The following is a 24,604-nucleotide window of genomic DNA, read 5'->3' on the forward strand; positions in this document are numbered from 1 at the left end:
GGAAACAGGTGGGGGCCGTTCACGACAGGGGGACCGAATCATGTCCGAAGCCAGCACAGACCGCGTCGCCGACCGCCCCGCGGAGGTGACCGATCCGCTGCTGTGGGACCTGGCCGCCGCGGTGGCCGACGCGCACCAGCCGGACGACGAGCGCGTCTGCGCCAGCCCGAGCTGCGCCGGGGCGGCGTGGCCGTGCGCGGCCTGGAACAACGCGCAGGCGGGGCTGAGCGCCGCCCGGACGCCCCGGCAGTCCGCCGGCTCGCCGCAGTCCGCCTCGCGGCCGATCGCCGGGCAGCCGGGGACCGGCCGGGCCGGTGCCGCCGGCGAGCCGGGCACGGCCGCGGTACGCACCGACGCGCGGAGCCTCGCCGCCACCGCGGCCTGACTCAGCGTAGGCGCACACGTCCTCGCGCCGCCTCCGGTCGCCTCGGCCGGAGGCGGCGCTCGTGCGCGCCGTCGACGCTGGTCAGCGCGCTTCGCGAGGTGACCGGTGGAAGTTCCTCGCGCTTGGGAGAGCGCTCTCTTTGGTAACAAGACATTGACGGATCCGTAACCCGAACCTTACTGTCCCTTCTCAAGAGAGCGCTCTCACAACTGCCGGACCACCACTCCGTACCCCGCCTTCTCCTCGTGAAGGGGACCTCCATGACCCTCCTGCGGGACTTCTCCCCCGACCCCGTACCCCCGGCCCCGCCCGTCCCGTCCCCGGCCCGCCGGCGCGGCCTGCGGGCGACCGCCCTCGTCGCCGCGTCGGTGCTCGCCGCCGGCCTGCTCGGAGTCGTGGTCGGCGGTGGCGGCACCGCCACCGCCGGCGCCGTCGGCGCGGGCAGTTACACCGAGACCCGGCCGCCCGGCACCCTGCTGCCGAAGGGCTGCGGCGCGATCAGCACCGACCCGAGGACGTTCGTCACCGCCGACGCGCCGTCCGGCGCGATCCCCACGAACGACTGGTGGTCGTCGCTGATCTGGAAGCGCAACAACTGCACCGGCAGCGAGATCCTGCACGCGCACCCACTGGCCTTCAAGGCCGAGAACAACGGGCTCGGCCTGTCGTACACCACCACGCCGGCGATCAGCGGCACCGCTACCGGCGTCGGCGAGTTCCACTACCCGTACGGCGAGGACGTCCGCGTCGGGATGCCCGGGCTGTCCGCACCCGTGGTGAAGGCCGCCGGCTGGAGCGACTGGACGGTCACCGCCGACTGGAGCGACGGCAGCCGCACCATGCGCGCCACCATCGGCCACGGCCTGCCGTTCAGCTACTACACGGTCAGCGGCGGCACCGCGCAGCTCACCGCCACCGCGACGCCCACCGTGTGGCGCAACTCCGGCGCCACCATCGGCTTCACGGTCAACGGCCACGACTACGTCGCGTACGCCCCGGCCGGCGCGACCTGGACCGTCAACGGCGCCGGCATCAGCTCGACGCTGGCCGGCAAGGGGTACTTCTCGGTCGCGGTGCTGCCCGGCGGTGGCGACCGGGCGGCACTGGCCGACACGTACGCCCGGTACGCCCACGCCCACGTCACCGGCACCCGGATGAGCTACGCCTACGACCCGTCCGCCGGCACCGTGCGCACCACGTACGCGTTCACCACCACGCCCCGCGAGGGCAGCGAGACGAAGACAGTGGTGGCGCTCTACCCGCACCAGTGGCGCAGCCTCACCGGCGCCACCCCGATCAGCCCGACCTACGTCTCGGCGCGCGGCGCCATGCGGGTGCTCACCGGCGTGCCGTCGTTCACCACGTCCATGCGCTTCACCGGTGTGCTGCCCGAGGTGCCCGCCGTGGGCGACTCCAGCGGCGCGGACCTGTCCACGGTCACCGGCTACCTCAACGCCGAGCAGGGCAACCCGGAGGGCGTCAGCGGCACCGACACCTACTGGGCCGGCAAGGGACTCGGCCGGGCCGCCCGGATCGCCGAGATCGCCGACCAGCTCGGGCAGACCTCGGTCCGCGACGCGGCGCTGACCGCGATGCGGAACCGGCTGACCAACTGGCTCACCGCCGGCTCCGGCGAGACCGGGCAGCTTTTCTACTACGACCGCAACTGGGGCACGCTGATCGGCTACCCGGCCTCGTACGGCTCCGACGAGGACCTCAACGACCATCACTTCCACTACGGCTACTTCATCGCGGCCGCCGCCACGCTCGCGAAGTTCGACCCGGGCTGGGCCGACGACAGCCGCTACGGCGGCATGGTCGACCTGCTGATCCGCGACGCCAACAACTACGACCGCGCCGACAGCCGCTTCCCCTACCTGCGGGACTTCGACATCTACGCCGGGCACGACTGGGCCTCCGGGCTGGCGCCGTTCTTCGCCGGCAACAACCAGGAGTCCTCGTCGGAGGGGATGAACTTCGCCAACGCGCTGATCCAGTGGGGCCAGGCCACCGGCGACACCGCCGTCCGCGACGCCGGTGTCTACCTGTGGACCACCCAGTCCGCAGCGATCTCCGAATACTGGTTCGACGTGTACGACCAGAACTTCCCGGCCGCGTTCGGGCACAAGACGGTCGGCATGGTCTGGGGCGACGGCGGGGCCTACTCGACCTGGTTCTCCGCCGCGCCGGAGATGATCCAGGGCATCAACATGCTGCCGATCACCGGCGGTCACCTCTACCTGGGTGACTTCCCGGAGTACGTCAAGGCCAACTACGCCGAGCTGGTCACCAACAAGGGCGGCCCGCCGACCGTGTGGCAGGACATCGTCTGGGAGTTCCTGGCCCTCGGCGACGGCGAGCAGGCGCTGCGCAACTTCCGCGCCAACAGCGGGTTCACCAGCGAGGAGGGCGAGAGCAAGGCACACACGTTCCACTGGATCCGCAACCTGGCCGCGCTCGGCACCGTGGACACCACAGTCACGGCGAACCACCCGCTGGCGAAGGTGTTCGTCAAGAACGGCGTCCGCACCTACGTCGCCTCGAACATCACCGCCCGGCCGCTGACCGTCACGTTCTCCAACGGCACGACGCTCGCGGTGCCGGCCGGGAAGACCGCGACGTCCGGGGCGTACACGTGGAGCGGTGGCAACGCCACCGGCGGCGGCACCGTGCCGACCGGTCCCCCGCCGACCACGACGCCCACCCCGACCCCGACGGCGACCACCGCGAGTCCCACGCCGACCACCGCGAGTCCCAGCCCGACGGGTACGGGCAGCCCGCTGAAGCCGGTCCGGTACCTGCGGTCCGGCGGCGGGCTGGACGGCACCGCAGGCACCGCCGGCACGGTGAACGTGGCGGCGGCGACCGGCAACTCCGACGGCACGCCGACCAACCCGCAGGTGTTCACCGCCACCGGGCTGACCGGCACGTACACCGGCGGGGCGACCGCCTTCGACCTGGCCGTCGACGCGGGCACCGCGGTCGGCAACGGCGTCCAGATCCGGGTGTCCTACGACCTGACCGGCAACGGCAGCGTCGAGCGGGTGGAGACCTACAGGTACTTCGCCACCGACCCGATCCCGGGTGCGGAGCGGTACCGGCAGACCCAGGGCCTGCTCTCGTCCACCGGCACGCTGGGCAACCTGGCCGGCGGCACGGTACGCGTCGAGGTGTGGAACGCCATCGGTGGCGCACCCACGATCGTCGGCGTCGGCAACGCCTCGACGGTCACGCTGCCGTACGGCTCCTGACCCACGGTTCCGGCGCCCCGGCCCTCGCGGCCGGGGCGCCGGCGGCGGCAGCCCGGCGAGGTCAGGCGGTCACGTGGGCGCTGTCGCCCGCCGTCGCGGCGAACGACGTGCCGCTGACCATCCGCGCGGCGTCGGAGGCGAGGAACACGACGAGTGGCGCGACGTCCTCCGGTTCCACCCACGGCACGCCCAGCGGCGTCTTCGACCGCAGCGCCTGAATCGCGGCGTGTTCCACCTCGGCGAGGTCACCGGGGGCCGGCTTCCCCGCCTCGACCAGCGCCTGCACGTACCGGTCCCGATGCCGGGTCAGCGCGGTGTCGACCAGCCCCGGGATGACCGCGTTCACCGTCACGCCGTGCGGCCCGAGTTCCAGCGCGGCGGACTTGACCAGCCCGATCAGCCCCCACTTCGACGCCGAGTACGCGGACCCGTTCGTGGTGCCGTGCTGCCCCTGGGTGGACGACGTGACCACGATCCGGCCGCCGCCGCGGCGTACCAGCAGCGGCGCGAAGACCCGCAGCACGTTCGCCGCGCCCGTGAGGTTGACGTCGATCTGGTCGTGCCAATGCCGGTCGGTCATCTCCAGCAGCGGCGCGAACGCCTGGATACCGGCGTTGGCGAACAACACGTCCACGCCGCCGTGTTCGCGTTCCACCGCCTCGGCCACAGCGCGTACCGCGCCGATGTCGCGCTGGTCGGCCACGTGCGCGGACCAGCGGGCACCGGCCGCCGTCACCCGCCGGCCGGTCTCGGTCAGGTCCTCCGGGCCGGCGGGCGGCAGGTCCAGGATCGGGCTGACCGGCCCCGCGATGTCCATCCCGGCCACGTCCGCGCCCGCCTCGGCCAGCGCGACCGCCGCGGCCCGGCCGATCCCCCGCGCCGCGCCGGTGACCACAGCGACCCGTCCCGACAACATCCCGGCCGCCACCGCGTCACCCCTCCCGTGGACTCCCCTCTCGCACCGTAAGCCCTGCCGCCCCCGCCCCGCCCGCAATCGAGACCCCGGTACGCCCGCCCAGCTCACGGCGCCCGCTCCCCTCATCACCGACGCCTCCCTCAACCGGCACACCGCCCCACCGGCGGCGGCATCCCTTGGACGAAGCCAGCCGCCCCGCCCGACCTGGTGTCGATCACGCAACCACGCGCGCCCGGCCCGGCCAAGGTCAACACCATTACGGGGATGTGGTGCCATCCAACCCACCTGGACCCCGCCACCACCCCGAACTGGTGTCGATCATGAACCCCAGGGCGCACCCGGCCACGCGAAGATCAACACCATTGCGGGGAGGTGACCGCGTCCACCCCGCCCGGACCCCACCACTCCCCCGATCTGGCGTCGATCACGCGAGCAGTCGGCACCCACTCGACCACGGCCAAGGTCAAGGCCACCACGGGGAAGTGGCGGTGTTGGCCCCGCGCGAACCAGACCACCTCCCGGACTGGTGTCGATCACGCGAGCAAACGGCACCCGGTCGAGGCCAAGGTCAACACCAGTACGGGGAAGTGGTGCCATCCAACCCACCCGGACCCCGCCACCAGCCCGAACTGGTGTTGATCACGCGAAAAGCCGGCACTCCGCGGACGTCGCTACGGCGAGGTGGCCTCGGCCAGCAACTCCAGCAGGTGCCGGTACGGCTGCCCGGTGGCCCGCGCCAGCCCGATCTCGCAGGTCCGGTTCACCGAGGCGTACCCGTCGAAGGGGCGTGCCGTGACGGCGGCGGCCTCGGCCCGGGTGGCCGACGCGGTCAGCTCCGGATGCAGCAGCCCCCGGTCCCCGGCGAAGCCGCAGCACTGCCAGCCCTCCGGGACCACCACCTCGTCGGCGACCGCGCGGGCCACTGTGAGCAGCGCGTCGTCCAGGCCGAGCCGGACCGACGAGCAGGTCGGGTGCAGCGCGAGCGAGCCGATCCGGCGGCGCACCGTCAGCCGGGGCAGCAGCGTGCCGGCGGTGTACGCGACCGCGTCCACGACCCGCACGTCCCCGGCGCCGTCGAGCAGCCGTTCGAAGCCCTCGGTGCAGGACGCGGCGTCGCTGACCACCGGCAGCGCACCGTCCCGGCTGGCCGCGCGCAGCACCGGCGGTACGCGGTCGCGCACCGCCCGGTAGCCCTCGGTGAGTCCCTTCGACGACCAGGGGGTGCCGCAGCACAGGTCACCGATGCCGTCGGGCACGAGCAGCCGTACGCCGGCCCGCTCGGCGAGCGTGAGCAGCGCGGCTGCCACGCCGGTGCCGCCCCGCTCCGGGGCGAACAGGGTGCCCAGGCAGGACGGGACGAACACCGCGTCCGGGTCGTCGGCCCGGTGCGGGCGGCGCGGGGTGCCGCCGCGCGGCAGGTCCCGTTGCCACCGCGGTACCCGGTCGGCGCCGAGCACCGCGCGGGCGGCCCGGGTGGCGGTCTCGGGCAGCGCGGGTGGCAGCGCCCCGGCCAGGTCGAGTCCCCGGGCCATGCCCCGGGTGGTGGCGCCCCAGCGGCGGGCGGCGCCGCGCCAGGCGGTCCCCGCCGCCCGGCCGTGCTCCTGCGCGCGCAGCCGCTTCACCAGGTCACCGGTGTTGATCAGCACCGGGCAGGCGGTGGCGCACATGCCGTCGACGGCGCAGGTCTGCACCGCGTCGTAGTCGTAGGCGTCGGTCAGTTCCCGGGCCAGCGCGGTGTCGCCGGCGGCCCGCGCGGCGGCGATCTCCCGGCGCAGCACGATGCGCTGCCGGGGCGTGGTGGTGAGGTCGCGGCTGGGGCAGACCGGCTCGCAGTAGCCGCACTCGACGCAGCGGTCCACCTCTTCCTCCACCGTCGGCACGGTCTTGAGGTGCCGCATGTGGATCTCCGGGCCGTCGCTGAGCAGCACGCCCGGGTTGAGGACGCCCTCCGGGTCGCAGAGCGCCTTCAGCTCCCGCATCACCTCGTACAGCTCGTCACCGAACTGGCGGCGCACGTACGGGGCCATCACCCGGCCGGTGCCGTGCTCGGCCTTGAGCGTCCCGCCGTGGCCGAGCACCAGGTCGACCATCTCCTCGGTGAAGTCGGCGTAGCGCGCCGGGGCCTCACCGCCGTCGAACCGCTCGTTGAGCATGAAGTGCAGGTTGCCGTCCTTGGCGTGGCCGAAGATGACGCTGTCGGCGTACAGGTGCCGGTCGAACAGCTCGGCCAGCGACGCGCACGTGCCGGCGAGCGCCTCGACCGGGACGGCGATGTCCTCCAGCAGCGCCGTGGTGCCGGACGGGCGGGCGCCGGCCACGGCCGCGTACAGGCCCTTGCGGATGTGCCACAGCGCGGCGCGGGCAGCGGGCTCGCCGCTGAGCCGGGCCGGTGCGCTCAGCGGCAGGCCGGCGAGCACCGGTTCGGCGCCGGCGACCCGGTCGGCGAGCGCCGCCGGGTCGGACTCCTGCCACTCGGCGAGCAGCGCGGCGTGCCCGCGCACGGCCAGGCCGCGCAGCGTGGCGTCCGCCTTCGGGTCGCGCTGGGCCACCCGCAGGGCGGCGGCGTCGAGCAGTTCGATCGCCGCCGGGCCGGCGGCCACCAGCGCCGGCATGGCGGCCATCGCCGCGCCCAGGGAGTCGAAGACCAGCAGGCCGGTCGCGGCGTGCCGGTGCACGGGTACGGTCCGGAACGTCGCCGAGGCGACGAACGCGAGCGTGCCCTCGCTGCCCACCACGAGCCGGGTGAGCAGGTCGGCCGGGTCGTCGTGGTCGAGGAACGCGTTCACGCCGTACCCCATGGTGTTCTTCATGGCGTACTGGGCGCGGATGCGGCGCACCGAGTCGGGGTTGCCGCGTACCCGGTCGCGCAGCCGCAGCAGCCCGGCGTGCAGTGCCGGTTCGGCGGCGCGCAGCCGGGCGTCGGCGTCCGGGGCGCCGGTGTCCAGCACGGTGCCGCTGGGCAGCGCGAGGACCAGCGACTCCAGCGTCCGGTACGTGTTGAACTCGGTCCCGCAGGTCATGCCGCTGGAGTTGTTGGCGACCACGCCGCCGACCGTGCACGCGGACTCGCTGGCCGGGTCGGGGCCGAGCTTGCGGCCGTACGGCGCGAGGCGCGCGTTCACCTGCCGCAGTACCACCCCGGGCTGCACCCGTACCCGCCGCCCGTCGTCGAGGACCGTCAGGTCGCGGAAGTGCCGCCGCACGTCGACGAGCAGCCGGTCGGTGACGGCCTGGCCGCTGAGGCTGGTACCGCCGGAGCGGAACGTCAGCGGGGTTCCGGTGCGGGCGCCGTACGCCAGCAGCGCGGCCACCTGACCGGCGTCGACCGGCGTGATCACCGCGCCGGGGTGCAGCAGGTAGTGCGAGGCGTCGTGGGCCATCCGCAGCCGGTCCGCGGCCCGGGTCGCCACGCCACCGGGCACCACCGACTCCAGTCCGGCCCGCGTGGACGCGCTCAGCTCCGTCATGATCACCGCACCTCCCCCGGCTCACAGTAGTCACGCGCGGCGGGGCTCACCGCGCGGTGATCCGGTCCAGCACCCGCCGCTGGAACGCGCGGGCGCCCGGGCCGGACGGCGGCGTGCCGCCGCCGCGTGCCTCGATCGAGGCGCGGATCAGCGCGGCGTCCGGGTCGTCGGCGGCGACCCGGAGCCCGGCGTCGACCTTGCCCAGCCAGACGCCGTCGCGGATGCGCACCAGCGCCCGGCAGGCGCCGAGCACCGCGTCCTCCGCGCCGGGGGCGGGTTCGTCGCCGGATGGCGTGGGCAGCGCCAGCCACCAGCGCAGCGCGTCGGCAAGCAGTGCCCGCAGCGCCTGCGGGGACGGGTCGGCGAACACGTCGGCGGCGGGCGGGCCGAGCAGCGTCAGGCCGGACTGGCGCAGGATGCTGCGGTCCAGCGCGTACCAGAACCGCCCGTCGGCGGCCGGCCGGTCGGCCGGGTCGTAGGTGGCGCGGAACGGCATGGTGGCGCCGGTGTTCAGCTCGACCTCGAAGCCCGGCTCCGCGGTGCCGGAGGCGGCCACGTCGCGGCGGTAGACGACCAGTTCCAGGCCGCGTGCCGGGCAGGGCAGCGACCCGTGCCGCAGCCGGTCCACGAGCAGGCGCTTGTCCGGCTCCGGCATCGGCCCGGCGGCCACCAGCGCCACGTCCACGTCGCTGCGGCCCGGCTGGTACGCGCCCAGCCCGACCGACCCGGCGGCGTACGCGCCGACCAGGTCGTCACCGAGCACGTCCCGGGAGCGGCGGACCACTTCGGCCAGGTAGTCGCGGATGTCGTCGCGCATTCCGGCATCCTGCCCCGGCCCGGGCGCGGTCAGTCCGCCGGGTCGGGACAGCACACGGTCAGCGCGCCCGGCACCACCTTCACCTTGAGGCGTTTCGCCTTGCCCCGGGCGCCGCCGTCCAGCTCGTACGTCTTCGGCGCGTCGAACCGCACCCTGATCTTGCGACCCCGGGTGATCCGCACGAACGGCGACTCCTCGGAGCGCCCGGCGGCCATCCGGCCCAGCGTGCGCGCCCAGTCCACCGCGCCGCTGGCGGTGGACACGCCGATCTCCAGCGCCCCGTCGTCCGGGCGGGCGTCGTCGAAGGCCGGGATGCCGCCGGTGATGGTGCCGACGTTGCCGAACAGCACGCAGCTCGCCTCGTCGTCGAACCAGTCGGCGCCGTCGACCCGGATCCGGGTCCGTACGCACTCGCCGCGCACGTGCCGCAGCCCGGTCCAGACGTACGCGATCCGGCCGAACCGGCCCTTGAGCTGCCGGTCGGCGTCCCGGATCAGGTCGCCGTCGAACCCGGCGCCGGCCATCACCGCGAAGTGCTCGCCGTTGATCCGGCCCAGGTCCAGCTCGCGCCGGCGGCCGTGCAGCGCGATGCGTACCGCCTCCGGCAGGTCGACCGGGATGCCCAGGTTCACCGCGAACAGGTTGGCCGTGCCGGCCGGCAGGATGCCCATCGGCACGCCGCTGCCGGCGAGCGCGTCGGCGCACCGCTGCACCATGCCGTCGCCGCCCCATACCAGCACCAGCTCGGCGCCCTCGTCCAATGCCGCGCGGACCCGCCTGGGTGCCTTCCGGCTCTTCGGCACCTCGTACCAGAGCAGCCGCCCGACCCCGGCGGCGACGAGCCGGGAGCGCAGCTCGTCGAGCCCTCCCCCGAACGTCTTCTTCCGGTGGGCGACGACAGCGACCACACCGGCCGGGGGCGCGGCGGGTGCGGGGGTGGTGTCCGGGCGTTCGGCCGTGCGCGTGTCCATGACCCGGCTGGTACCCGGACGCCGCGGATCCCACGCCTGCGCGCGACGCGCCCGACACCCGTCGGCGGCGTACTGTGCCCGGGCCGCCACGTTCGGTACAGTGCGGGACGTCGATCCGTGCCGCCGGGTGCGGGCGCGAAAGGTGTGGAATGTCGGGACAGGCCGGGCGGGTGGCGCGCTGCACGCTGCGCCTCGGTCTGCTGCTCGGCGGCGTGGCAGTGGTCTGGGGCGCCCACGAGGCCGCCTTCGGCTCGGCCGCCCACGCCGCCGAACGTCCGTCCGGCCCGCTCACCGCCACCGTCGGGGTGCTCACCCACACGCTCGGGACGGTGCTCGGCCTGCCCACGTCCGAACCCGGCGAGGCGCCCACCGCCGGTTCCGGCGGCGCCACGGCGGAACCGGCGACGCCAGCCGCGTCCGCACCTGCGCCCGCACCCGACGCGACCACGCCGAAGCCGGACACACCCGCGTCCGGCACGCCCGCGTCCGGCACCGGTCGGCCGAAGGCGCCGCCGGCCCCCGCGACCCCGGTCACCGGCCGGGTGGTCGAGGCGGTGGTGACGCCGGTACGCGACCGCGTGCTCGCGCCGGTCGCCGAGGGCCTGAGCCCGGTCACCGATCCGGTGCAGGCAGGCGTGCTCGACCCGGTGGCGGACCTGCTGTCGCCGGTCGTGGAGCCGCTGCGCCCGATCCTCGGCCCGGTCTGGCGGGGCCTGGAACCGGTACTCGACCCGCTGGCACCGGTGCTCGACCCGCTCAGCCCGGTGACCGATCTGCTCGACCCGCCGTCCGCGCCGGACCCCGGATCGCCTCCGGCACCCGGCGAGCCCGGGCCGGTCGAGCCGGGCCCACCGGCCGAGCCCGTTCATCCGGCCGACCCGGCCGCGACGCCCGCGCCCGCCGCCGAGCGTGCGCACGACAGACCGTCCCGCCTCGGCGGTCCGGTCCTCGCCGCCCCGGCGGCGCGCACCCTGACCGTCGTCGGCACCCGGTGGGCCGACCCGGCACAGAGCCGGGCACCGGCGGCTGTCGGCCCGGCGGTGCACGTCACGACCACGCCCGCCGTACCGCTGCCACCGCACGGCCTGAGCCACGGCGGCGGCGCGGTGCACAGCGAGGCGGCCGACGCGGACACGAACCGCTGGCGGCTGCCGACCCTGGCCCACCGTTACGCGCGGCCGACGGCCGATCCGCTGCCGCCGTCGCGTACGTCGCGCCCCGGCACCAGACCCGCCTGAGCGGACCCCACAGGCACCACCTCCGATCCGGAGCACGGGCGTGTCCCGCCCGTCTGCCGCATGCCGCGGCGGCGCCGTCGTCCGGCGCCCGCAACCGACCCGATCACGCCTGGACAACAGGAGTTCGTTCATGAGCACAGCCCTGCCCGTCGTCCGCGCCCGGTGGTGCGACATCGGCCGCATCGCCGATCTCGTCGCCGAGGCCCTCGCGCCCACCGCGCTGGCCGCCTGGCTCGTCCCCGACACCTCCCGCCGCCTGCCGGTCCTCGCCGCCGTGGCGCGGATCTGGACCGAACACGCGTTGCTGTTCGGCGACGCGTTCCTGCTGCCCGACGGCAGCGCCGCCACCGTGTGGTTCCACCGCTACCGCCCGATCCCCGCCCCCCACCGGTACGCCGACCGGCTCGCCGGCGCCGCCGGGCCGGACGAGGACCGGTTCCGCCGCCTCGGCGCGGAGCTGGCGGCACGCCGTCCGGCCGAGCCGCACAACCATCTGGCGCTGCTGGCCGCGCCCCGGGGCGGCGCGACGCAGGCGCTGTCCTCGGCGCAGCGCCGGATGGACACGTTGAGCCTGCCCACGTACGCGCATCCGTGCGCCGGTGAGCAGACGGAGGAGCTGCTGCGGCGGCACGGCTACGCCGAGCGGGAGACGTTCGCCGCCCCCGACGGCACGCCGGTGCGGTCCTTGTGGCGGTCGGCGCCGTTCCACGCCGGCGGCAACGACAGGTGGCGGACCCGCCGGGCCGCCCGCCGGGAACGCGACGGCCGCGCCGCCGGACGGGCGGCGCGCTGACCGGGTGAGCCCTCCGGGCCGGGGCGGCGCCCGTGCGCCCCGGCCGGAGCACGCCACACCATGCGGGTTCTTCGGCCGGTGCCGTCGGCGCTGCTCGGTTAGCCTGCGAGCCGGGCACGACTCAGCCGAGCAGTCGGAGGTAACGCATGCGGAACAGCGGATCCACAGCGGCACCGGGCGGCGCGGCACCGGTGCGCCCGAAACGCAAGCGGCGGCGTCTGCTCGTCGTCCTCGCGGTCTGCACGCTGCTGGCCGGCTGCGGGCTGGTCGCCGGCGGCTACTACTTCGACAGCGTGCCGACGCCCAGCGACCTGAAGCTGCCCGAGTCCACCACCGTCTACTACGCCGACGGCCGCACGCCGATGGCCAAGCTGGGCGCGCAGAACCGCACCATCGTGCCGTACGACGAGATGAACGACTCGGCCAAGCAGGCGATCGTGGCGGCCGAGGACCGCACGTTCTGGACGAACCAGGGCATCGACGTCAAGGGTGTGCTGCGGGCGGCCTGGGCCAACATCAGCGGCGGGCAGCGGCAGGGCGCGTCCACCCTCACCCAGCAGTACGCGCGCATCGCCGCGGACCTGCGCGGGGTCACCTACTCCCGCAAGCTGCGCGAGGCGGTGATCGCGTGGAAGCTCGACGACGCGTACTCCAAGGAGGAGATCCTCGGTTTCTACCTGAACACGGTGCCGTTCGGGCGGGGCGCGTACGGCATCGAGGCGGCCGCGCAGACGTACTTCGGCAAGACGGTACGCCGGGACGCGCCCGCCGCGCGGCAGCTCACGCCGGCCGAGGCGATGGTGCTCTGTGCGATGGTGAAGCAGCCGGAGGCGGACCCGGCCGACCCGGAGGGCTCGCCCGGCTACGACCCGCGCCGCAACGCGCTGGCCCGGCAGAACTCGATCGACAGGTGGAACTACATCCGCGACGGCATGGTCAAGCTCGGCTACCTGACGCCGCAGCAGGCGGCGGATCTCGCGTACCCGGACACGGTCCGGCCGATCGACAAGGACGCGGGCCGGTCCGACCTGGACCGGCCGACCGGCCTGGTGGTCAACCACGTGCTCGCCGAGCTGCGCGAGACCGAGCCGTTCCGCGGCAAGCCCGACGAGGTGATCCGCGACGGCGGCTACCGGATCGTCACCACCATCGACAAGCGGGTGCAGGACGCGGCCGAGGCGGCGGCGGACATCCGCCGCGACACCGCGCCGCAGGCGGTACGCGGCCAGCCGCGCAACTGGCAGGCGGCGCTGGTGGCGGTGGAGCCGGGCACCGGCCGGGTGCTCGGCTACTACGGCGGCGACAAGGGCTCGGGCGCGGACTACGCGGGGTGGTACTACGACGAGAACGGCGAGACCCGCGGGTTCGGCCAGCATCCGCCGGGGTCGTCGTTCAAGGTGTACGACCTGGCGGCGGCCGTCCGCGACGGGATCTCGGTGAAGCAGCGGTTCGACTCGCCGGACACCAAGGAGTTCCCCGCCTCGGGGCGCACCAAGGGCAGCGCGGCGGGGCCGATCCGCAACGCCGAGCGTGCGCCCTGCCAGCCGGACTGCGCGCTCTGGGAGGCGACCGTCGCCTCGCTGAACGTGACCTACTTCGAGCTGACCGAGAAGCTGGGCACCGACAAGGTGATCGAGATGGCCCGGCAGGCGGGCGTGGAGTCGATGTGGGAGACGGTCCGGGGCAATCCCCGGCCGCAGCGCGTCGACCTGCGCAGCGACCCGGCCGACGAGGTGGCGAAGCGGTTCTCCACCGAGGTCGGGATCGGGCAGTACGGCATCACCGTGCAGGACCACGCGAACGGCATGGCCACGTTCGCCGCAGGCGGCAAGCGTGCCGACGCGCACTTCGTCCGGTCGGTCGGCAAGGACGACGAGGACGTGTGGACCGAGCAGCTCCGTACGACGGATCTGGGCCTGGACCGGGAGGCGATCGACCAGCTCGACTGGACGCTGCGCCGGGTGCGGTCCGCCGAGCTGGGCAACGGCTGGGACTCCGCCGGCAAGACCGGCACCTGGCAGGCCGGGCAGAGCACCACGCAGAACGTGCACACCTGGATGGTGGGCTGGACCGGCGCGCTCGCCTCGGCCGTCTGGCTGGGCACCACCGACGGCAAGCCGCTGCGGACCAGGGGCGGCAGCTACGAGGTGTACGGCTCGACCGGTGCCGCGCCGATCTGGCGGCAGTTCATGACCCGGGCCACCGCGGCGATGAAGCTCGACCCGGACAAGTACCGCTTCGGTCAGCCGGCGTTCCCCGGCGAGACCCCGGAGCCGACGCGGTCGGCGCCGCCGCCGACCACCGCCGCGCCGACACCGTCGGAGTCGCCGAGCCCCAGCCCGTCCTCGTCGAGCCCGAGCCCGGATCCGACCGGGCGGCCGACCTCGCGGCCGACATCGACGCCGTCGCTGCCACCGCTGCCCACCGTGTCGCCGACGCGGACCCGCGGCCCGCGCTGACCCGCCCGGGCGCAGGGCGGCGGCCTCGCGTCTATGCGCGCCATTCGCACACAGCGGCAACGTCCGCAATTTGCACCGGCACCCATCCACCGTCGGCGATATTCGCCCTGATCAGGGCCTATTGAAGATCATGGTTGCCTGAATCGACGCGCGCGGCGACACGCCCGACTGTCAGTCGTTGCCCAGGTCACTTATTGCTCCGGCCTCGCACGGCGTGTGATTGTGCACCAGCGAGCCGCCGACCCCCGGCGAATCGCGACGGTCGATCTGTCGACCCGGAGCCACGCCGGCAGCTCCGGTGACCGGCCGTCACCCTGCCTCGCACCACCGCGCCGCCCGTCCCCACCGGGCTCCGTGCGGCGCACCTGTAGAACAGGAGCAAACCCCCGTGAAACTCTCACCTCGCCTCGCCGCGCTCACCGGCGCGGCCGCGGCCGGCCTGCTCGCCGCAGGAACCGCCGCCGCCGTGCAGGCCGCGCCACCCGGGCCCGCCGCCCCGAACCCGGCGCAGGCCCGCGCGACCGCCGCCGACTCCGCCCGCGCCCTGGTCGCGAACCGCCCCGCCTACCTGCAGGCCGGCTCCGACGACGCGTTCGTCCAGAAGCCGGTCATCTCCTCCGAGGGCACCCAGTACGTGCCCTACGAGCGCACCTACAAGGGCCTTCCGGTGGTCGGCGGCGACTTCGTGCTCGCCACGGACTCGGCCGGCAACCTGAAGTACGCCTCGGTCGCCCAGCAGCGGCCCATCGGCGCCCTCGCCACCACGCCCGCGCTGACCCCGGCCGCCGCCGCGAGGACGGCGCGCGCACAGCTCAAGACCGTCGACGCGGTCGAGGGCACCACGCTCGTGGTCTACACGCTAGGCGCCGCACCGGCGCTGGCCTGGGAGAGCACTGTGCGCGGCACCGGCGCGGACGGCCCCAGCCGCCTCACCGTCGACGTCGACGCCCGCACCGGCGCGGTCCTGCGCAAGCAGGAGCACGTCGTGCGCGGCACCGGCACCGGCGCCTGGAACGGGCCCAGCCCGCTCACCCTCAACACCACCCAGTCGGGCTCCACGTACACCATGAAGGACCCGACCGTCACCAACCTGAGCTGCCAGGACGCGGCGAACAACACCACGTTCAGCGGCTCCGACGACGTGTGGGGCAACGGCACCGCCACCAACAAGGAGACCGGCTGCGTGGACGCGTTGTTCTCCGCGCAGACCGAGCACAAGATGCTCGCCCAGTGGCTGGGCCGCAACGGCGCCAACGGCAACGGCGGCTACTGGCCGATCCGGGTGGGCCTCAACGACCAGAACGCCTACTACGACGGCAGCCAGGTGCAGATCGGCAAGAACACCGCCGGCCAGTGGATCGGCTCGCTGGACGTGGTGGCGCACGAGATCGGCCACGGCATCGACGACAACACCCCCGGCGGCATCTCCGGCGGCGGCACGCAGGAGTTCGTGGCTGACACGTTCGGCGCGGCCACCGAGTGGTTCGCCAACGAGCCGTCCAGCTACGACGCGCCGGACTTCCTGGTCGGCGAGAAGATCAACCTGGTCGGCTCCGGCCCGATCCGCAACATGTACAACCCGTCCGCGCTCGGCGACCCGAACTGCTACTCCAGCAGCATCCCGTCGACCGAGGTGCACGCCGCGGCCGGCCCGGGCAACCACTGGTTCTACCTGCTCGCCAACGGCAGCAGCCCGACCAACGGGCAGCCGTCCAGCTCGACCTGCAACGGCAGCAGCGTGACCGGCCTGGGCATCCAGAAGGCCATGAAGATCATGTACAACGGCATGCTGCTGAAGACGTCGTCCTCGTCGTACCTGAAGTACCGCACCTGGACGCTGCAGGCGGCGAAGAACCTCTACCCGGGCAGCTGCGCGGAGTTCAACACGGTCAAGGCGGCCTGGGACGCGGTGAGCGTGCCGGCCCAGTCCGGCGACCCGACCTGTGCCGGCGGCACCCCGACGCCCACGCCGAGCACCACGACCACCCCGCCGTCGGGCGGCTGCTCCGGCAACAAGCTCGCCAACCCGGGCTTCGAGTCGGGCAACGTGAACTGGAGCGCCTCGTCCGGCGTCATCACCACCGACAGCGGCCAGGCCGCGCACGGCGGCTCGTACAAGGCGTGGCTGGACGGGTACGGCTCGTCGCACACCGACACGCTCAGTCAGTCGGTGACGATCCCGGCCGGATGCCGGGCGACGTTGAGCTTCTGGCTGCACATCGACAGCGCGGAGTCGACCACCAGCACCGCGTACGACAAGCTCACCGTCAAGGCGGGCAGCACCACGCTGGCCACCTACTCCAACCTGAACAAGGCCACCGGCTACGTGCAGCGGTCCTTCGACATCTCTTCGCTGGCGGGCACCACGGTGACCATCTCGTTCACCGGCGTGGAGGACAGCTCGTTGCAGACGTCCTTCGTCGTCGACGACACCGCGGTCACCCTGAGCTGACAGTGGCGTAGCGCGGCCGGTCGTCGTCCTCCCGGCGGCCGGCCGCCTCGTCGTGCCGGGGCGTGTGCGGTCGGGTCAGACCGCGCGCCCGGCCCGGGACCCGGCACCGCGGTCGCGGTGGATCCGCGCGGCCGCCTCGTGCATCGCGCGGCCGAACAGCTCGGCCTGGTCGCCCATGTTGCCGAGGCGGGCGGCGAGCGCGTCGGCGTCGGCCCGGGCCGACGCGCTGACCCGGTCGTCCAGCTCGGACAGCGCGGCGTTGGCGGCGGTGACGAGGTGTCCGCAGAGGACGTCGAGGGGCTCGCCGGCCAGCTCCGGGTCGATCGTCACGGACTCGAGCCGGCCACCCTGGACGGCGACCGCGCGAACCCGGCCGCCGGCTGCGGTGCCCTCGGCGAACAGCAGCTCACCCGGCTCGCCGTCGGCATGCGCCGAGGCCCGGGAGCGCATCGCGGTGAGCGCCTGCTGCGTGCGGGTCAGCAGCTCGTCGATGCTCGCGGCCGCCGAGAACGGGTCGTTGGTCATATCCGCGCTTTCTTCACGTCTTAGCCGAGCATGCGTGACCCTAGCAACCGGCTCCGACGAATCGCGGTCACCGGCCGGTCCGGGTCGCGTCCCGGCCCCGCGAGCAGGCCGGACACCGGCCACGCGGCGTGTCGCGGACGGCCGAGCGCCCGGCCGGGGCGAACCGGCCGGGCGCTCGGACGAGGTCAGCGCAGGCGCAGCTGCTGACCGGGGAAGATCAGGCCCGGGTCGTCGCCGACCACTGCCCGGTTGCGCTCGTGCAGGGCACGCCAGCCGCCGTCGACGCGCTGCGCCACGGCGATCTCCGACAGCGTGTCCCCGCGCCGGACCACGTACGTCCCGGCAGCGGAGGACGGCCGCGGCACCGCCTTCGTCGTGGCGCGTTCCGGCGCGGCCTTCGTCGCGGCGGCCCGCTTCGGCGCCGCCTTCTTCGGTGCCGCCTTCGTGGTCGCCCGCTCGGACCGGGTCGCCGCGCTCGCCGAGCCGCCCTTCTTGCCGCAGACCGGCCACGCGCCGATGCCCTGGCCGCGCAGCACCTTCTCCGCCACGGCGATCTGCTCGGACCGGCTGGCCAGGTCGGCGCGCGCGGCGTACTTCTGGCCGCCGTAGCCGTTCCAGGTGGCGCGGGAGAACTGGAGCCCGCCGTAGTAGCCGTTACCGGTGTTGATCTTCCAGTTGCCGCCGGACTCGCAGCGCGCGACCGCGTCCCAGTTGACGCCCGCGCTGGCCGGAGCGGCCGGGCCGAAGAGGGTCGCGGCGCCGACGGCGGCGCCGGTCAGGACCGCCCCGAGAGCGGTACGGCGGCTTCGGGCTGAGTATTCAGTTGCCATGTGGATTCCTCCACGCCGACGAGGTGAGCTGTCGGGTTCGGGCCGAGGAGCCCGGCCGCCGGTGGCGGCTTCACCCCGAGGTGACGATGCACCGTGGAACGTGTGGTTCCCCCGCTCCCGCACGAGGTTCGGTTACCGGGGCCGGCGGCGGGATTTGGCGTTTCCGGCACTCGGTGTCCGCGTCTGCGAACGAAACCGACGCTAGGAGCGATTTGCGACGATCGTCCACTTCTTGTGACGCTCTTCACCCGGCCGGGCGACCGGCGGCGGCGCTACGGTGGCAGGGCCAGGCAAGATCACGGGAGGGCTTGACGGATGACCGATCACGGACACGAGCTGACCTTCGGCGGCTTCATCACCCCCGCCGCCGCGCAGCCCGACCAGGTGGTGGCGCTGGCCCGGCTCTGCGAGCAGGTCGGGCTGGACCTGGTCACGTTCCAGGACCACCCCTACCAGCCGGGCTTCCTGGACACCTGGACGCTGATGTCCTACGTGGCCGCCGCGACCGAACGTGTCCGCCTGGCCGGAAACGTCCTCAACCTGCCGTTGCGCCAGCCGGTGGTGCTGGCCCGCAGCGTCGCCAGCCTGGACCTGCTCACCGGCGGCCGGGTCGAGCTCGGGCTCGGCGCGGGCGCGTTCTGGGACGCGATCGAGGCGGCCGGCGGGCGACGCCTGTCCCCCGGCGCCGCCGTCGAGGCCCTCGACGAGGCGATCCGGGTGATCCGCGAGGTCTGGGACACCGACCGTCGCGGCATGATCCGCGTCGACGGCGAGCACTACCGGGTGGTCGGCGCCAAGCGTGGCCCGGCGCCCGCGCACCCGGTGGGCATCTGGGTCGGCGCGTACAAGCCGCGCATGCTGCGCCTGGTCGGCCGCGCCGCGGACGGCTGGCTGCCGTCCCTGTCGTACCTGCCGAAGGGCCCCGACGAGCTGCCCGCCCTCAACGCGCTGGTCGACGAGGGCGCGGCGGCCGCGGGACGCGACCCGGCCGCGATCCGCCGCATGCTCAACGTGACCGGCACGTTCGCCCGCTCGTCGGCCGGTTTCCTGGCCGGGCCGCCGGAGCAGTGGGTGGAGGAGCTGGCCGGGCTCACCCTGGAGCACGGCATCACCACGTTCATCCTCGGCAGCGACGAGCCGCGCGCGATCCAGATCTTCGGCCAGGAGGTCGCGCCCGCCGTGCGGGAGCTGGTCGCCGCCGAGCGCGCCGCGCCCGCCGGCGGAACCCGCACGGCCGCCGACGAGCAGACCTCCGCCGGCGGCCCGAGCACGCTCGGCGTCACCCCCACCCCCGACCCGGGGGTACGCCTGAGCGCGCGCCGCCCCTGGGACGAGTCCACCCGCCCGAGCGCCCCGCCGCCGCCGGCCGGGCACGTCTACCCGGCCCGCGGACAGGCCGCCGGCCAGCACCTGGTGGACGTGCACGACCACCTGCGCCAGGAGCTGGCCCAGGTGCGCGACCTGCTGGAACAGGTCAAGCAGGGCTCTGTCACGCCGGGCCGGGCGCGGGCCGCGCTGAACGAGATGACCATGCGGCAGAACAACTGGACGCTCGGGGCGTACTGCGCGGCGTACTGCACGATGGTCACCCAGCACCACGGGCTGGAGGACGCCTCGATCTTCCCGCACCTGCGCCGCTCCGAGGCCGGGCTGGCGGCGGTGCTGGACCGCCTGGAGGAGGAGCACGTGGTGATCCACGGCGTGGTGGAGAGCGTCGACCGGGCGCTCGTGGAGCTGGTCCGCCGGCCCGGCGACTTCACCGGACTCCAGGAGGCGGTGGACCTGCTCACCGACACGCTGCTGTCGCACCTGTCGTACGAGGAGCACCAGATCGTCGAGCCGCTGGCCCGGCACGGATTCTTCCCCGGCCAGCTGTGATGTAGCTGACTTTTGCTTTCCTAAGTCAGGTGGGTACCGTCGACGCCATGACGGACCTCCTCGCGCAGCGTGACTCCTGGTCTACCGCCAACTGCTCGATCGCCCGGGCGCTGGAGGTGGTCGGCAACCGCACCACGCTGCTCCTGCTGCGGGAGGCGTCGTTCGGCACCCGCCGCTTCGACGACTTCGCCCGGCGGGTCGGCGTCAGCGAGCCGGTGGCCGCCGCTCGCCTCAAGCAGCTCGTCGCCGACGGGCTGCTCGACCGGCGTCCCTACCGCGAGCCCGGGCAGCGCACCCGCGACGAGTACGTGCTCACCGCCAAGGGCAGCGACCTGATCCCGGTGCTGGTCGCGCTGCGGCAGTGGGGCGACACGTACGCCGCCGACGAGGCGGGCCCGGCGGTCCGGGTGGCCCACGACGAGTGTGGCGCCCCGGTGCACGCCCGGCTGCGCTGCGACGCCGGGCACGACGTACCGCCCGGTGAGCTCGCCGTCCTGCCCGGTCCGGGCCTGCTGTCCGCCTGACTCCCTCCCTCACCACACCTCGGAGCGACACATGAAGATCGCTGGAAGCACCGCCCTGGTCACCGGCGCCAACCGCGGCTTCGGCCGGCACCTGGCCGCCGAACTCGCCGCGCGCGGCGCCACCGTCTGGGCCGCCGCCCGCAACCCGGACACCGTGGACCTGCCCGGCGTTACCCCGGTGCGCCTGGACGTCACCGACCCCGCGTCGGTCGCCGCCGCCGCGGAGCGGGCCGGTGACGTGACGCTGCTCGTCAACAACGCGGGCGTGAGCACCGGCACCGACCTGCTCGACGGCGACCTCGACAAGATCCGGCTGGAGCTGGAGACGCACTACCTCGGCACACTGTCGGTGGTACGGGCGTTCGCGCCCCGGATCGCCGCGAACGGCGGCGGCACGATCCTGAACGTGCTGTCCGCGCTGTCCTGGTTCACGTTCCCCGGCGTCGGCGCGTACGGCGCGGCCAAGGCCGCCGAGTGGTCGATGACGAACGCCCTGCGCCTGGAGCTGGCCGGCCGGGGCGTCCGCGTCGCCGGCCTGCACGTGGGCTACATGGACACCGAGATGGCCGCCGCCGTCCCCGGCCCGAAGGCGCACCCGGCCGACGTCGCCCGGCTCGCCGCCGACGGCATCGAGTCCGACAGCTACGAGATCCTGGCCGACGATATCGCCCGCCGGGTCCAGGCCGGACTGTCCGGCGGAGTGGCCGCGCTCTACCCAGCGCTCCCCTGAGCCGACCCGTCGTCGCCGAGGTGGCGGCGCCACCTCGGCAAGACAGTTCCGCTGCCACAACTACCGCCCGAGGTCCCTCCATCTGGGACCAGCCTCCCCCACTTTAGGACACCCCAGCGTCATCGACACCAGCTCGCCGAGGTGGCCGGGTCAGAGCCCGTGGGATGCCGCCACTTCGGCGCAGTGGTGTCGATCAAGCGGCTGCCACGACTACCGCCCGGGCACAGTCGATCAACAGCGGCGCTCCGCCATCCACCCCGACCCACACCTGTGCACCGGGGCAGCCCTGCCGATGCGGGCGGAAGCCCTCACCGCCCCGGGCATCCCTCCAGGTGGGATCGATCTTCCCCAGTCTGGGATACCCACCGTGATCATCACCAGTACGGCGAAATGGCGGGGTCAGAGCTCGTCCGATACCACCACTTCGGCGAGCTGGAGTGGATCATCAGCTGACCCGACACCCGCCCGACCATCGACTTTCCGAGCGGGGTCGACACCGGCTCGGCGAGGTGGCGGTATCGGAGGCATGCCGATACCGCCACCTCGGCGTCATGGAGTCGATCACGCCGGCCCGCCGGGGTTGGTCGGGCGAACCGGGTCGGGGTGGGGCTACAGGCCGCGGGCCAGGCGGTCGGCGAGGATGCGGGTGAACCGGGCCGGGTCGGCCAGCTCGCCGCCCTCGGCCAGCAACGCCATGCCGTACAGCAGCTCGGCGGTCTCGGTCAGCGCGGCCGTGTCGCCGCCCTCGCCGTGCGCCTTGCGCAGCCCGGTGACCAGCGGGTGGGCCGGGTTCAGCTCCAGGATCCGCTTGACCTGCGGCACCTCCTGGCCCATCGCCCGGTACATCTTCTCCAGCGTCGGCGTCATGTCGTGCGCGTCGCCCACCACGCAGGCCGGCGAGGTGGTCAGCCGGGTGGACAGCCGCACCTCCTTGACGCTGTCGGCCAGCGCGCCGCCGAGGAACGTGAGCAGGTCGGCGTACTCCTGCCGCTCGGCCTCGGCCTTCTCCTTCTCCTCCTCGGTCTCCAGGTCCACCTGCCCCTTGGCGACCGAGCGCAGGGTCTTCCCGTCGTACGCGCCGACGCGCTCGACCCACACCTCGTCCACCGGGTCGGTGAGGATCAGCACCTCGTAGCCCTTGGCGCGGAACGCCTCCAGGTGCGGCGAGTTCTCGATGGTGGCCCGGTTCTCGCCGGTGGCGTAGTAGATCTCGCTCTGGCCGTCCTTCATCCGCTCCACGTAGTCGCGCAGCGTGGTCGGCTCGGCCGGGTCATGGGTGCTGGCGGCCCGGACCAGCTCCAGCAGCGTCTCGGTGTTGTCCGGGTCCTCCAGCAGACCCTCCTTGACCACCGCGCCGAACTCGGTCCAGAACGTGCGGTACGACTCGGCGGACATGTCCTTGAGCGTGGCGAGGACCTTCTTGACCAGCCGGCGGCGCACCGCGCGGATCTGCCGGTCCTGCTGGAGGATCTCCCGGGAGATGTTCAGCGACAGGTCGTGCGCGTCCACCACGCCCTTGACGAAGCGCAGGTAGTTGGGCATCAGCGCGTCGCAGTCGTCCATGATGAACACGCGCTTGACGTAGAGCTGCACACCGCGGCGGCCCTGCGGGGAGAACAGGTCGAGCGGGGCGTGCGAGGGCAGGAACAGCAGCGCCTCGTACTCGAAGGTGCCCTCGCCGCGCATGTGGATCGTCTCGAGGGGGTCGGCCCAGTCGTGCGCGACGTGCCGGTAGAACTCCTTGTACTCGGCCTCGTCGACCTCGTCCCGCGAGCGCGCCCAGAGCGCCTTCATCGAGTTGAGCGTCTGCTCCTCGCGGGTGGTGGCGCCGTCCTCGCCGGGCTTGTCGACTGTCATCCGGATCGGCCACGAGATGAAGTCGGAGTAGCGCTTGACGATCTCGCGGATCGTCCACTCGGCGGTGTAGTCGTGCAGGTTGTCCTCGGTGTCGACGGGCTTGAGGTGCAGCGTGACCGAGGTGCCCTGGGGGGCGTCCTCGACCTCCTCGATCGAGTACGTGCCCTCGCCCGCGGACTCCCAGCGGGTGCCGCCGGACTGCCCGGCGCGGCGGGTCAGCAGCGTCACCTTGTCGGCGACCATGAACGTGGCGTAGAAACCGACGCCGAACTGGCCGATCAGCTCCTGGGACGCGGCGGCGTCGGCGGACTCGCGCACCTTGCGCAGCAGCTCGGCGGTGCCCGACTTGGCGATCGTGCCGATCAGGCCGACCACCTCGTCGCGGGTCATGCCGATGCCGTTGTCCCGCACGGTGAGCGTACGGGCGTCCTTGTCGACCTCGATCTCGATGTGCAGGTCGGACGTGTCGGCCGGCAGCTCCTTGTCGACGAGCGACTCCAGCCGCAGCTTGTCCAGCGCGTCGGACGCGTTCGAGATCAGTTCGCGCAGGAAGACGTCCTTGTTCGAGTAGATCGAGTGCACCATCAGCTGCAACAGCTGACGAGCTTCGGCCTGGAACTCCAACGTCTCGACCCGGTCGCTCACACCGACTCCCTTCCCTCTGGCGGGCCTACGGCGCAAAGGATACGAGGGGTGACCAAGGAGGCACGCACCGGCCGTCCTCGAAATCGACTGGTACAACCAGTTGACGGGTTGATGTGTTCGGGGCCACACTGCTGCACATGACCTTCGATCCCGCTCCCCGTGTCTCGGTCTCCGACCACGTCTTCGGGCGGCTGCGCGACGCGATCGTGTCCGGTCGCTACGCGCCGGACGAGACGCTGCCCGGCGAGCGGGAGCTGGCCGGGGCGTTCGCGGTCAACCGGCACGCCGTCCGGGAGGCGCTGCGCCGCCTGCAACAACTCGGCCTGGTCCGGGTCAGCCAGGGCGACGCGACCCGGGTGCTGGACTGGCGGGTCCACGCCGGACTGGACCTCGCGCTGTCCCTGGCCCGCTCCGGCGACGTACTCCCGGTCGAGACGCTGGTGCGCGACATGCTGGAGATGCGGGCGTGCGTCGGGATCGACGCGGCCCGGCTCTGCGCCGAGCGCGCGGACGCGGCGGTCGTCGCCGCCCTGGTCCGGGCCGCCGAGGAGTACGGCGACCTGGCCCCCGACCTGGACCTGATGAACGAGGCGAACATCGCCGTCTGGCGGCTGATCGTGCGCGGCAGCGGCAACACCGCCTACCAGCTCGCCTTCAACAGCCTGGTGGCCGGCACGTTCGCGGTCGGTGACGTCCCCCCGGACGCCCGAGCGGCCGAACTGCTCGACGTGGCCGGGCACCGCCGTCTCGCCGCGTCGATCGCCTCCGGTCAGGGTGCGGCGGCGGCCCGGCACGCCCGGGAGCTGCTGACCGCGCCGGTCACCACCCCCACCACCCCCGTCCCCGGAAGGGAAGCGCGCGCATGA

The 24,604-nt window shown here is 73.6% G+C and carries 17 protein-coding genes and 1 riboswitch; of the genes, 10 read left to right on the forward strand and 7 right to left on the reverse strand.

The annotated features are described in order from the left end of the window. Positions 1–40: 40 nt before the first annotated feature. Positions 41–385: a hypothetical protein gene (locus O7546_RS15310; RefSeq protein WP_194799370.1), complete on the forward strand. Its 345-nt coding sequence runs from the start codon at positions 41–43 to the stop codon at positions 383–385. A gap of 260 nt (positions 386–645) precedes the next feature. Continuing rightward, the gene (locus O7546_RS15315) at positions 646–3,636 is read left to right on the forward strand and encodes a glycosyl hydrolase (protein ID WP_281601126.1); all 2,991 of its coding nucleotides are present in this window, start codon (positions 646–648) and stop codon (positions 3,634–3,636) included. 61 nt (positions 3,637–3,697) lie between these two features. Here O7546_RS15315 and O7546_RS15320 read toward each other — a convergent pair whose 3' ends face one another. The 4 genes from O7546_RS15320 to O7546_RS15335 form a co-directional block, all read right to left on the reverse strand. Further along, a complete protein-coding gene (locus O7546_RS15320; protein ID WP_281601127.1) occupies positions 3,698–4,552 on the reverse strand; it encodes an SDR family NAD(P)-dependent oxidoreductase in 855 nt (284 codons plus the stop codon). A gap of 671 nt (positions 4,553–5,223) precedes the next feature. After that, positions 5,224–8,019, reverse strand: a complete 2,796-nt coding sequence (locus O7546_RS15325; RefSeq protein ID WP_281601128.1) for an FAD-binding and (Fe-S)-binding domain-containing protein — start codon at positions 8,017–8,019, stop codon at positions 5,224–5,226. A 46-nt stretch (positions 8,020–8,065) separates the two neighbouring features. After that, complete coding sequence (locus O7546_RS15330; protein WP_194799367.1) at positions 8,066–8,836, reverse strand: nucleotidyltransferase domain-containing protein; 771 nt, start codon at positions 8,834–8,836, stop codon at positions 8,066–8,068. Between the two features lie 29 nt (positions 8,837–8,865). Further along, positions 8,866–9,807, reverse strand: coding sequence for a diacylglycerol kinase family protein (locus tag O7546_RS15335; RefSeq protein ID WP_194799366.1), 942 nt, complete (start codon positions 9,805–9,807; stop codon positions 8,866–8,868). A gap of 149 nt (positions 9,808–9,956) precedes the next feature. On the opposite strand from O7546_RS15335, the gene O7546_RS15340 reads away from it, so the two are divergent. The 4 genes from O7546_RS15340 to O7546_RS15355 all read left to right on the forward strand — a co-directional run bounded on the left by O7546_RS15340 (position 9,957) and on the right by O7546_RS15355 (position 16,749). Then, positions 9,957–11,045, forward strand: coding sequence for a hypothetical protein (locus tag O7546_RS15340; RefSeq protein ID WP_228531461.1), 1,089 nt, complete (start codon positions 9,957–9,959; stop codon positions 11,043–11,045). A 130-nt stretch (positions 11,046–11,175) separates the two neighbouring features. Then, on the forward strand, positions 11,176–11,838 hold the full coding sequence (locus O7546_RS15345) for a hypothetical protein (RefSeq protein WP_194799365.1): 663 nt from the start codon (positions 11,176–11,178) through the stop codon (positions 11,836–11,838). A 146-nt stretch (positions 11,839–11,984) separates the two neighbouring features. Next, entirely contained in the window at positions 11,985–14,297 is a 2,313-nt protein-coding gene (locus O7546_RS15350) for a transglycosylase domain-containing protein (RefSeq protein WP_194799364.1), read from the forward strand. 388 nt (positions 14,298–14,685) lie between these two features. Next, positions 14,686–16,749, forward strand: coding sequence for a M4 family metallopeptidase (locus O7546_RS15355; protein ID WP_194799363.1), 2,064 nt, complete (start codon positions 14,686–14,688; stop codon positions 16,747–16,749). 75 nt (positions 16,750–16,824) lie between these two features. Here O7546_RS15355 and O7546_RS15360 read toward each other — a convergent pair whose 3' ends face one another. Both O7546_RS15360 and O7546_RS15365 read right to left on the reverse strand, forming a co-directional pair. Then, entirely contained in the window at positions 16,825–17,274 is a 450-nt protein-coding gene (locus O7546_RS15360) for a YbaB/EbfC family nucleoid-associated protein (protein WP_194799362.1), read from the reverse strand. 185 nt (positions 17,275–17,459) lie between these two features. Further along, entirely contained in the window at positions 17,460–18,104 is a 645-nt protein-coding gene (locus O7546_RS15365; RefSeq protein WP_281599072.1) for a transglycosylase family protein, read from the reverse strand. Next, positions 18,103–18,248: riboswitch (cyclic di-AMP (ydaO/yuaA leader) on the reverse strand. (Overlaps the previous gene by 2 nt.) A 171-nt stretch (positions 18,249–18,419) precedes the next feature. Between O7546_RS15365 and O7546_RS15370 the strand changes: the two genes are divergently transcribed. Genes O7546_RS15370 through O7546_RS15380 form a run of 3 tightly spaced genes read left to right on the forward strand, consistent with a single transcriptional unit; the run spans position 18,420 to position 21,236 of the window. Continuing rightward, positions 18,420–19,982, forward strand: a complete 1,563-nt coding sequence (locus O7546_RS15370) for an LLM class flavin-dependent oxidoreductase (protein WP_194799360.1) — start codon at positions 18,420–18,422, stop codon at positions 19,980–19,982. A 47-nt stretch (positions 19,983–20,029) separates the two neighbouring features. Next, the gene (locus O7546_RS15375; RefSeq protein WP_194799359.1) at positions 20,030–20,506 is read left to right on the forward strand and encodes a helix-turn-helix domain-containing protein; all 477 of its coding nucleotides are present in this window, start codon (positions 20,030–20,032) and stop codon (positions 20,504–20,506) included. A 31-nt stretch (positions 20,507–20,537) separates the two neighbouring features. Beyond that, complete coding sequence (locus O7546_RS15380) at positions 20,538–21,236, forward strand: SDR family oxidoreductase (RefSeq protein ID WP_269697073.1); 699 nt, start codon at positions 20,538–20,540, stop codon at positions 21,234–21,236. Positions 21,237–21,845: 609 nt separating this feature from the next. On the opposite strand, the gene htpG is transcribed toward O7546_RS15380, so the two are convergent. After that, entirely contained in the window at positions 21,846–23,678 is a 1,833-nt protein-coding gene (htpG, locus tag O7546_RS15385; RefSeq protein WP_281601162.1) for a molecular chaperone HtpG, read from the reverse strand. 197 nt (positions 23,679–23,875) lie between these two features. Here htpG and O7546_RS15390 point away from each other — a divergent pair, with 197 nt between their 5' ends. After that, a complete protein-coding gene (locus O7546_RS15390) occupies positions 23,876–24,604 on the forward strand; it encodes a GntR family transcriptional regulator (RefSeq protein ID WP_194799356.1) in 729 nt (242 codons plus the stop codon).

The sequence above is a fragment of the Micromonospora sp. WMMA1976 genome, from assembly GCF_027497335.1.
Classification (GTDB): domain Bacteria; phylum Actinomycetota; class Actinomycetes; order Mycobacteriales; family Micromonosporaceae; genus Micromonospora; species Micromonospora aurantiaca.

Bases quoted from the DNA above. Each gene is read 5' to 3' on its own strand.
- O7546_RS15325 (WP_281601128.1), bottom strand. From the start codon at position 8,019: ATGACGGAGCTGAGCGCGTCCACGCGGGCCGGACTGGAGTCGGTGGTG.
- O7546_RS15350 (WP_194799364.1), top strand. From the start codon at position 11,985: ATGCGGAACAGCGGATCCACAGCGGCACCGGGCGGCGCGGCACCGGTG.
- O7546_RS15380 (WP_269697073.1), top strand. From the start codon at position 20,538: ATGAAGATCGCTGGAAGCACCGCCCTGGTCACCGGCGCCAACCGCGGC.
- O7546_RS15370 (WP_194799360.1), top strand. From the start codon at position 18,420: ATGACCGATCACGGACACGAGCTGACCTTCGGCGGCTTCATCACCCCC.
- O7546_RS15315 (WP_281601126.1), top strand. From the start codon at position 646: ATGACCCTCCTGCGGGACTTCTCCCCCGACCCCGTACCCCCGGCCCCG.
- O7546_RS15310 (WP_194799370.1), top strand. From the start codon at position 41: ATGTCCGAAGCCAGCACAGACCGCGTCGCCGACCGCCCCGCGGAGGTG.
- O7546_RS15375 (WP_194799359.1), top strand. From the start codon at position 20,030: ATGACGGACCTCCTCGCGCAGCGTGACTCCTGGTCTACCGCCAACTGC.
- O7546_RS15345 (WP_194799365.1), top strand. From the start codon at position 11,176: ATGAGCACAGCCCTGCCCGTCGTCCGCGCCCGGTGGTGCGACATCGGC.
- O7546_RS15340 (WP_228531461.1), top strand. From the start codon at position 9,957: ATGTCGGGACAGGCCGGGCGGGTGGCGCGCTGCACGCTGCGCCTCGGT.
- O7546_RS15365 (WP_281599072.1), bottom strand. From the start codon at position 18,104: ATGGCAACTGAATACTCAGCCCGAAGCCGCCGTACCGCTCTCGGGGCG.
- O7546_RS15330 (WP_194799367.1), bottom strand. From the start codon at position 8,836: ATGCGCGACGACATCCGCGACTACCTGGCCGAAGTGGTCCGCCGCTCC.
- O7546_RS15390 (WP_194799356.1), top strand. From the start codon at position 23,876: ATGACCTTCGATCCCGCTCCCCGTGTCTCGGTCTCCGACCACGTCTTC.
- O7546_RS15320 (WP_281601127.1), bottom strand. From the start codon at position 4,552: ATGTTGTCGGGACGGGTCGCTGTGGTCACCGGCGCGGCGCGGGGGATC.
- htpG (WP_281601162.1), bottom strand. From the start codon at position 23,678: ATGGTGCACTCGATCTACTCGAACAAGGACGTCTTCCTGCGCGAACTG.
- O7546_RS15335 (WP_194799366.1), bottom strand. From the start codon at position 9,807: ATGGACACGCGCACGGCCGAACGCCCGGACACCACCCCCGCACCCGCC.
- O7546_RS15360 (WP_194799362.1), bottom strand. From the start codon at position 17,274: ATGACCAACGACCCGTTCTCGGCGGCCGCGAGCATCGACGAGCTGCTG.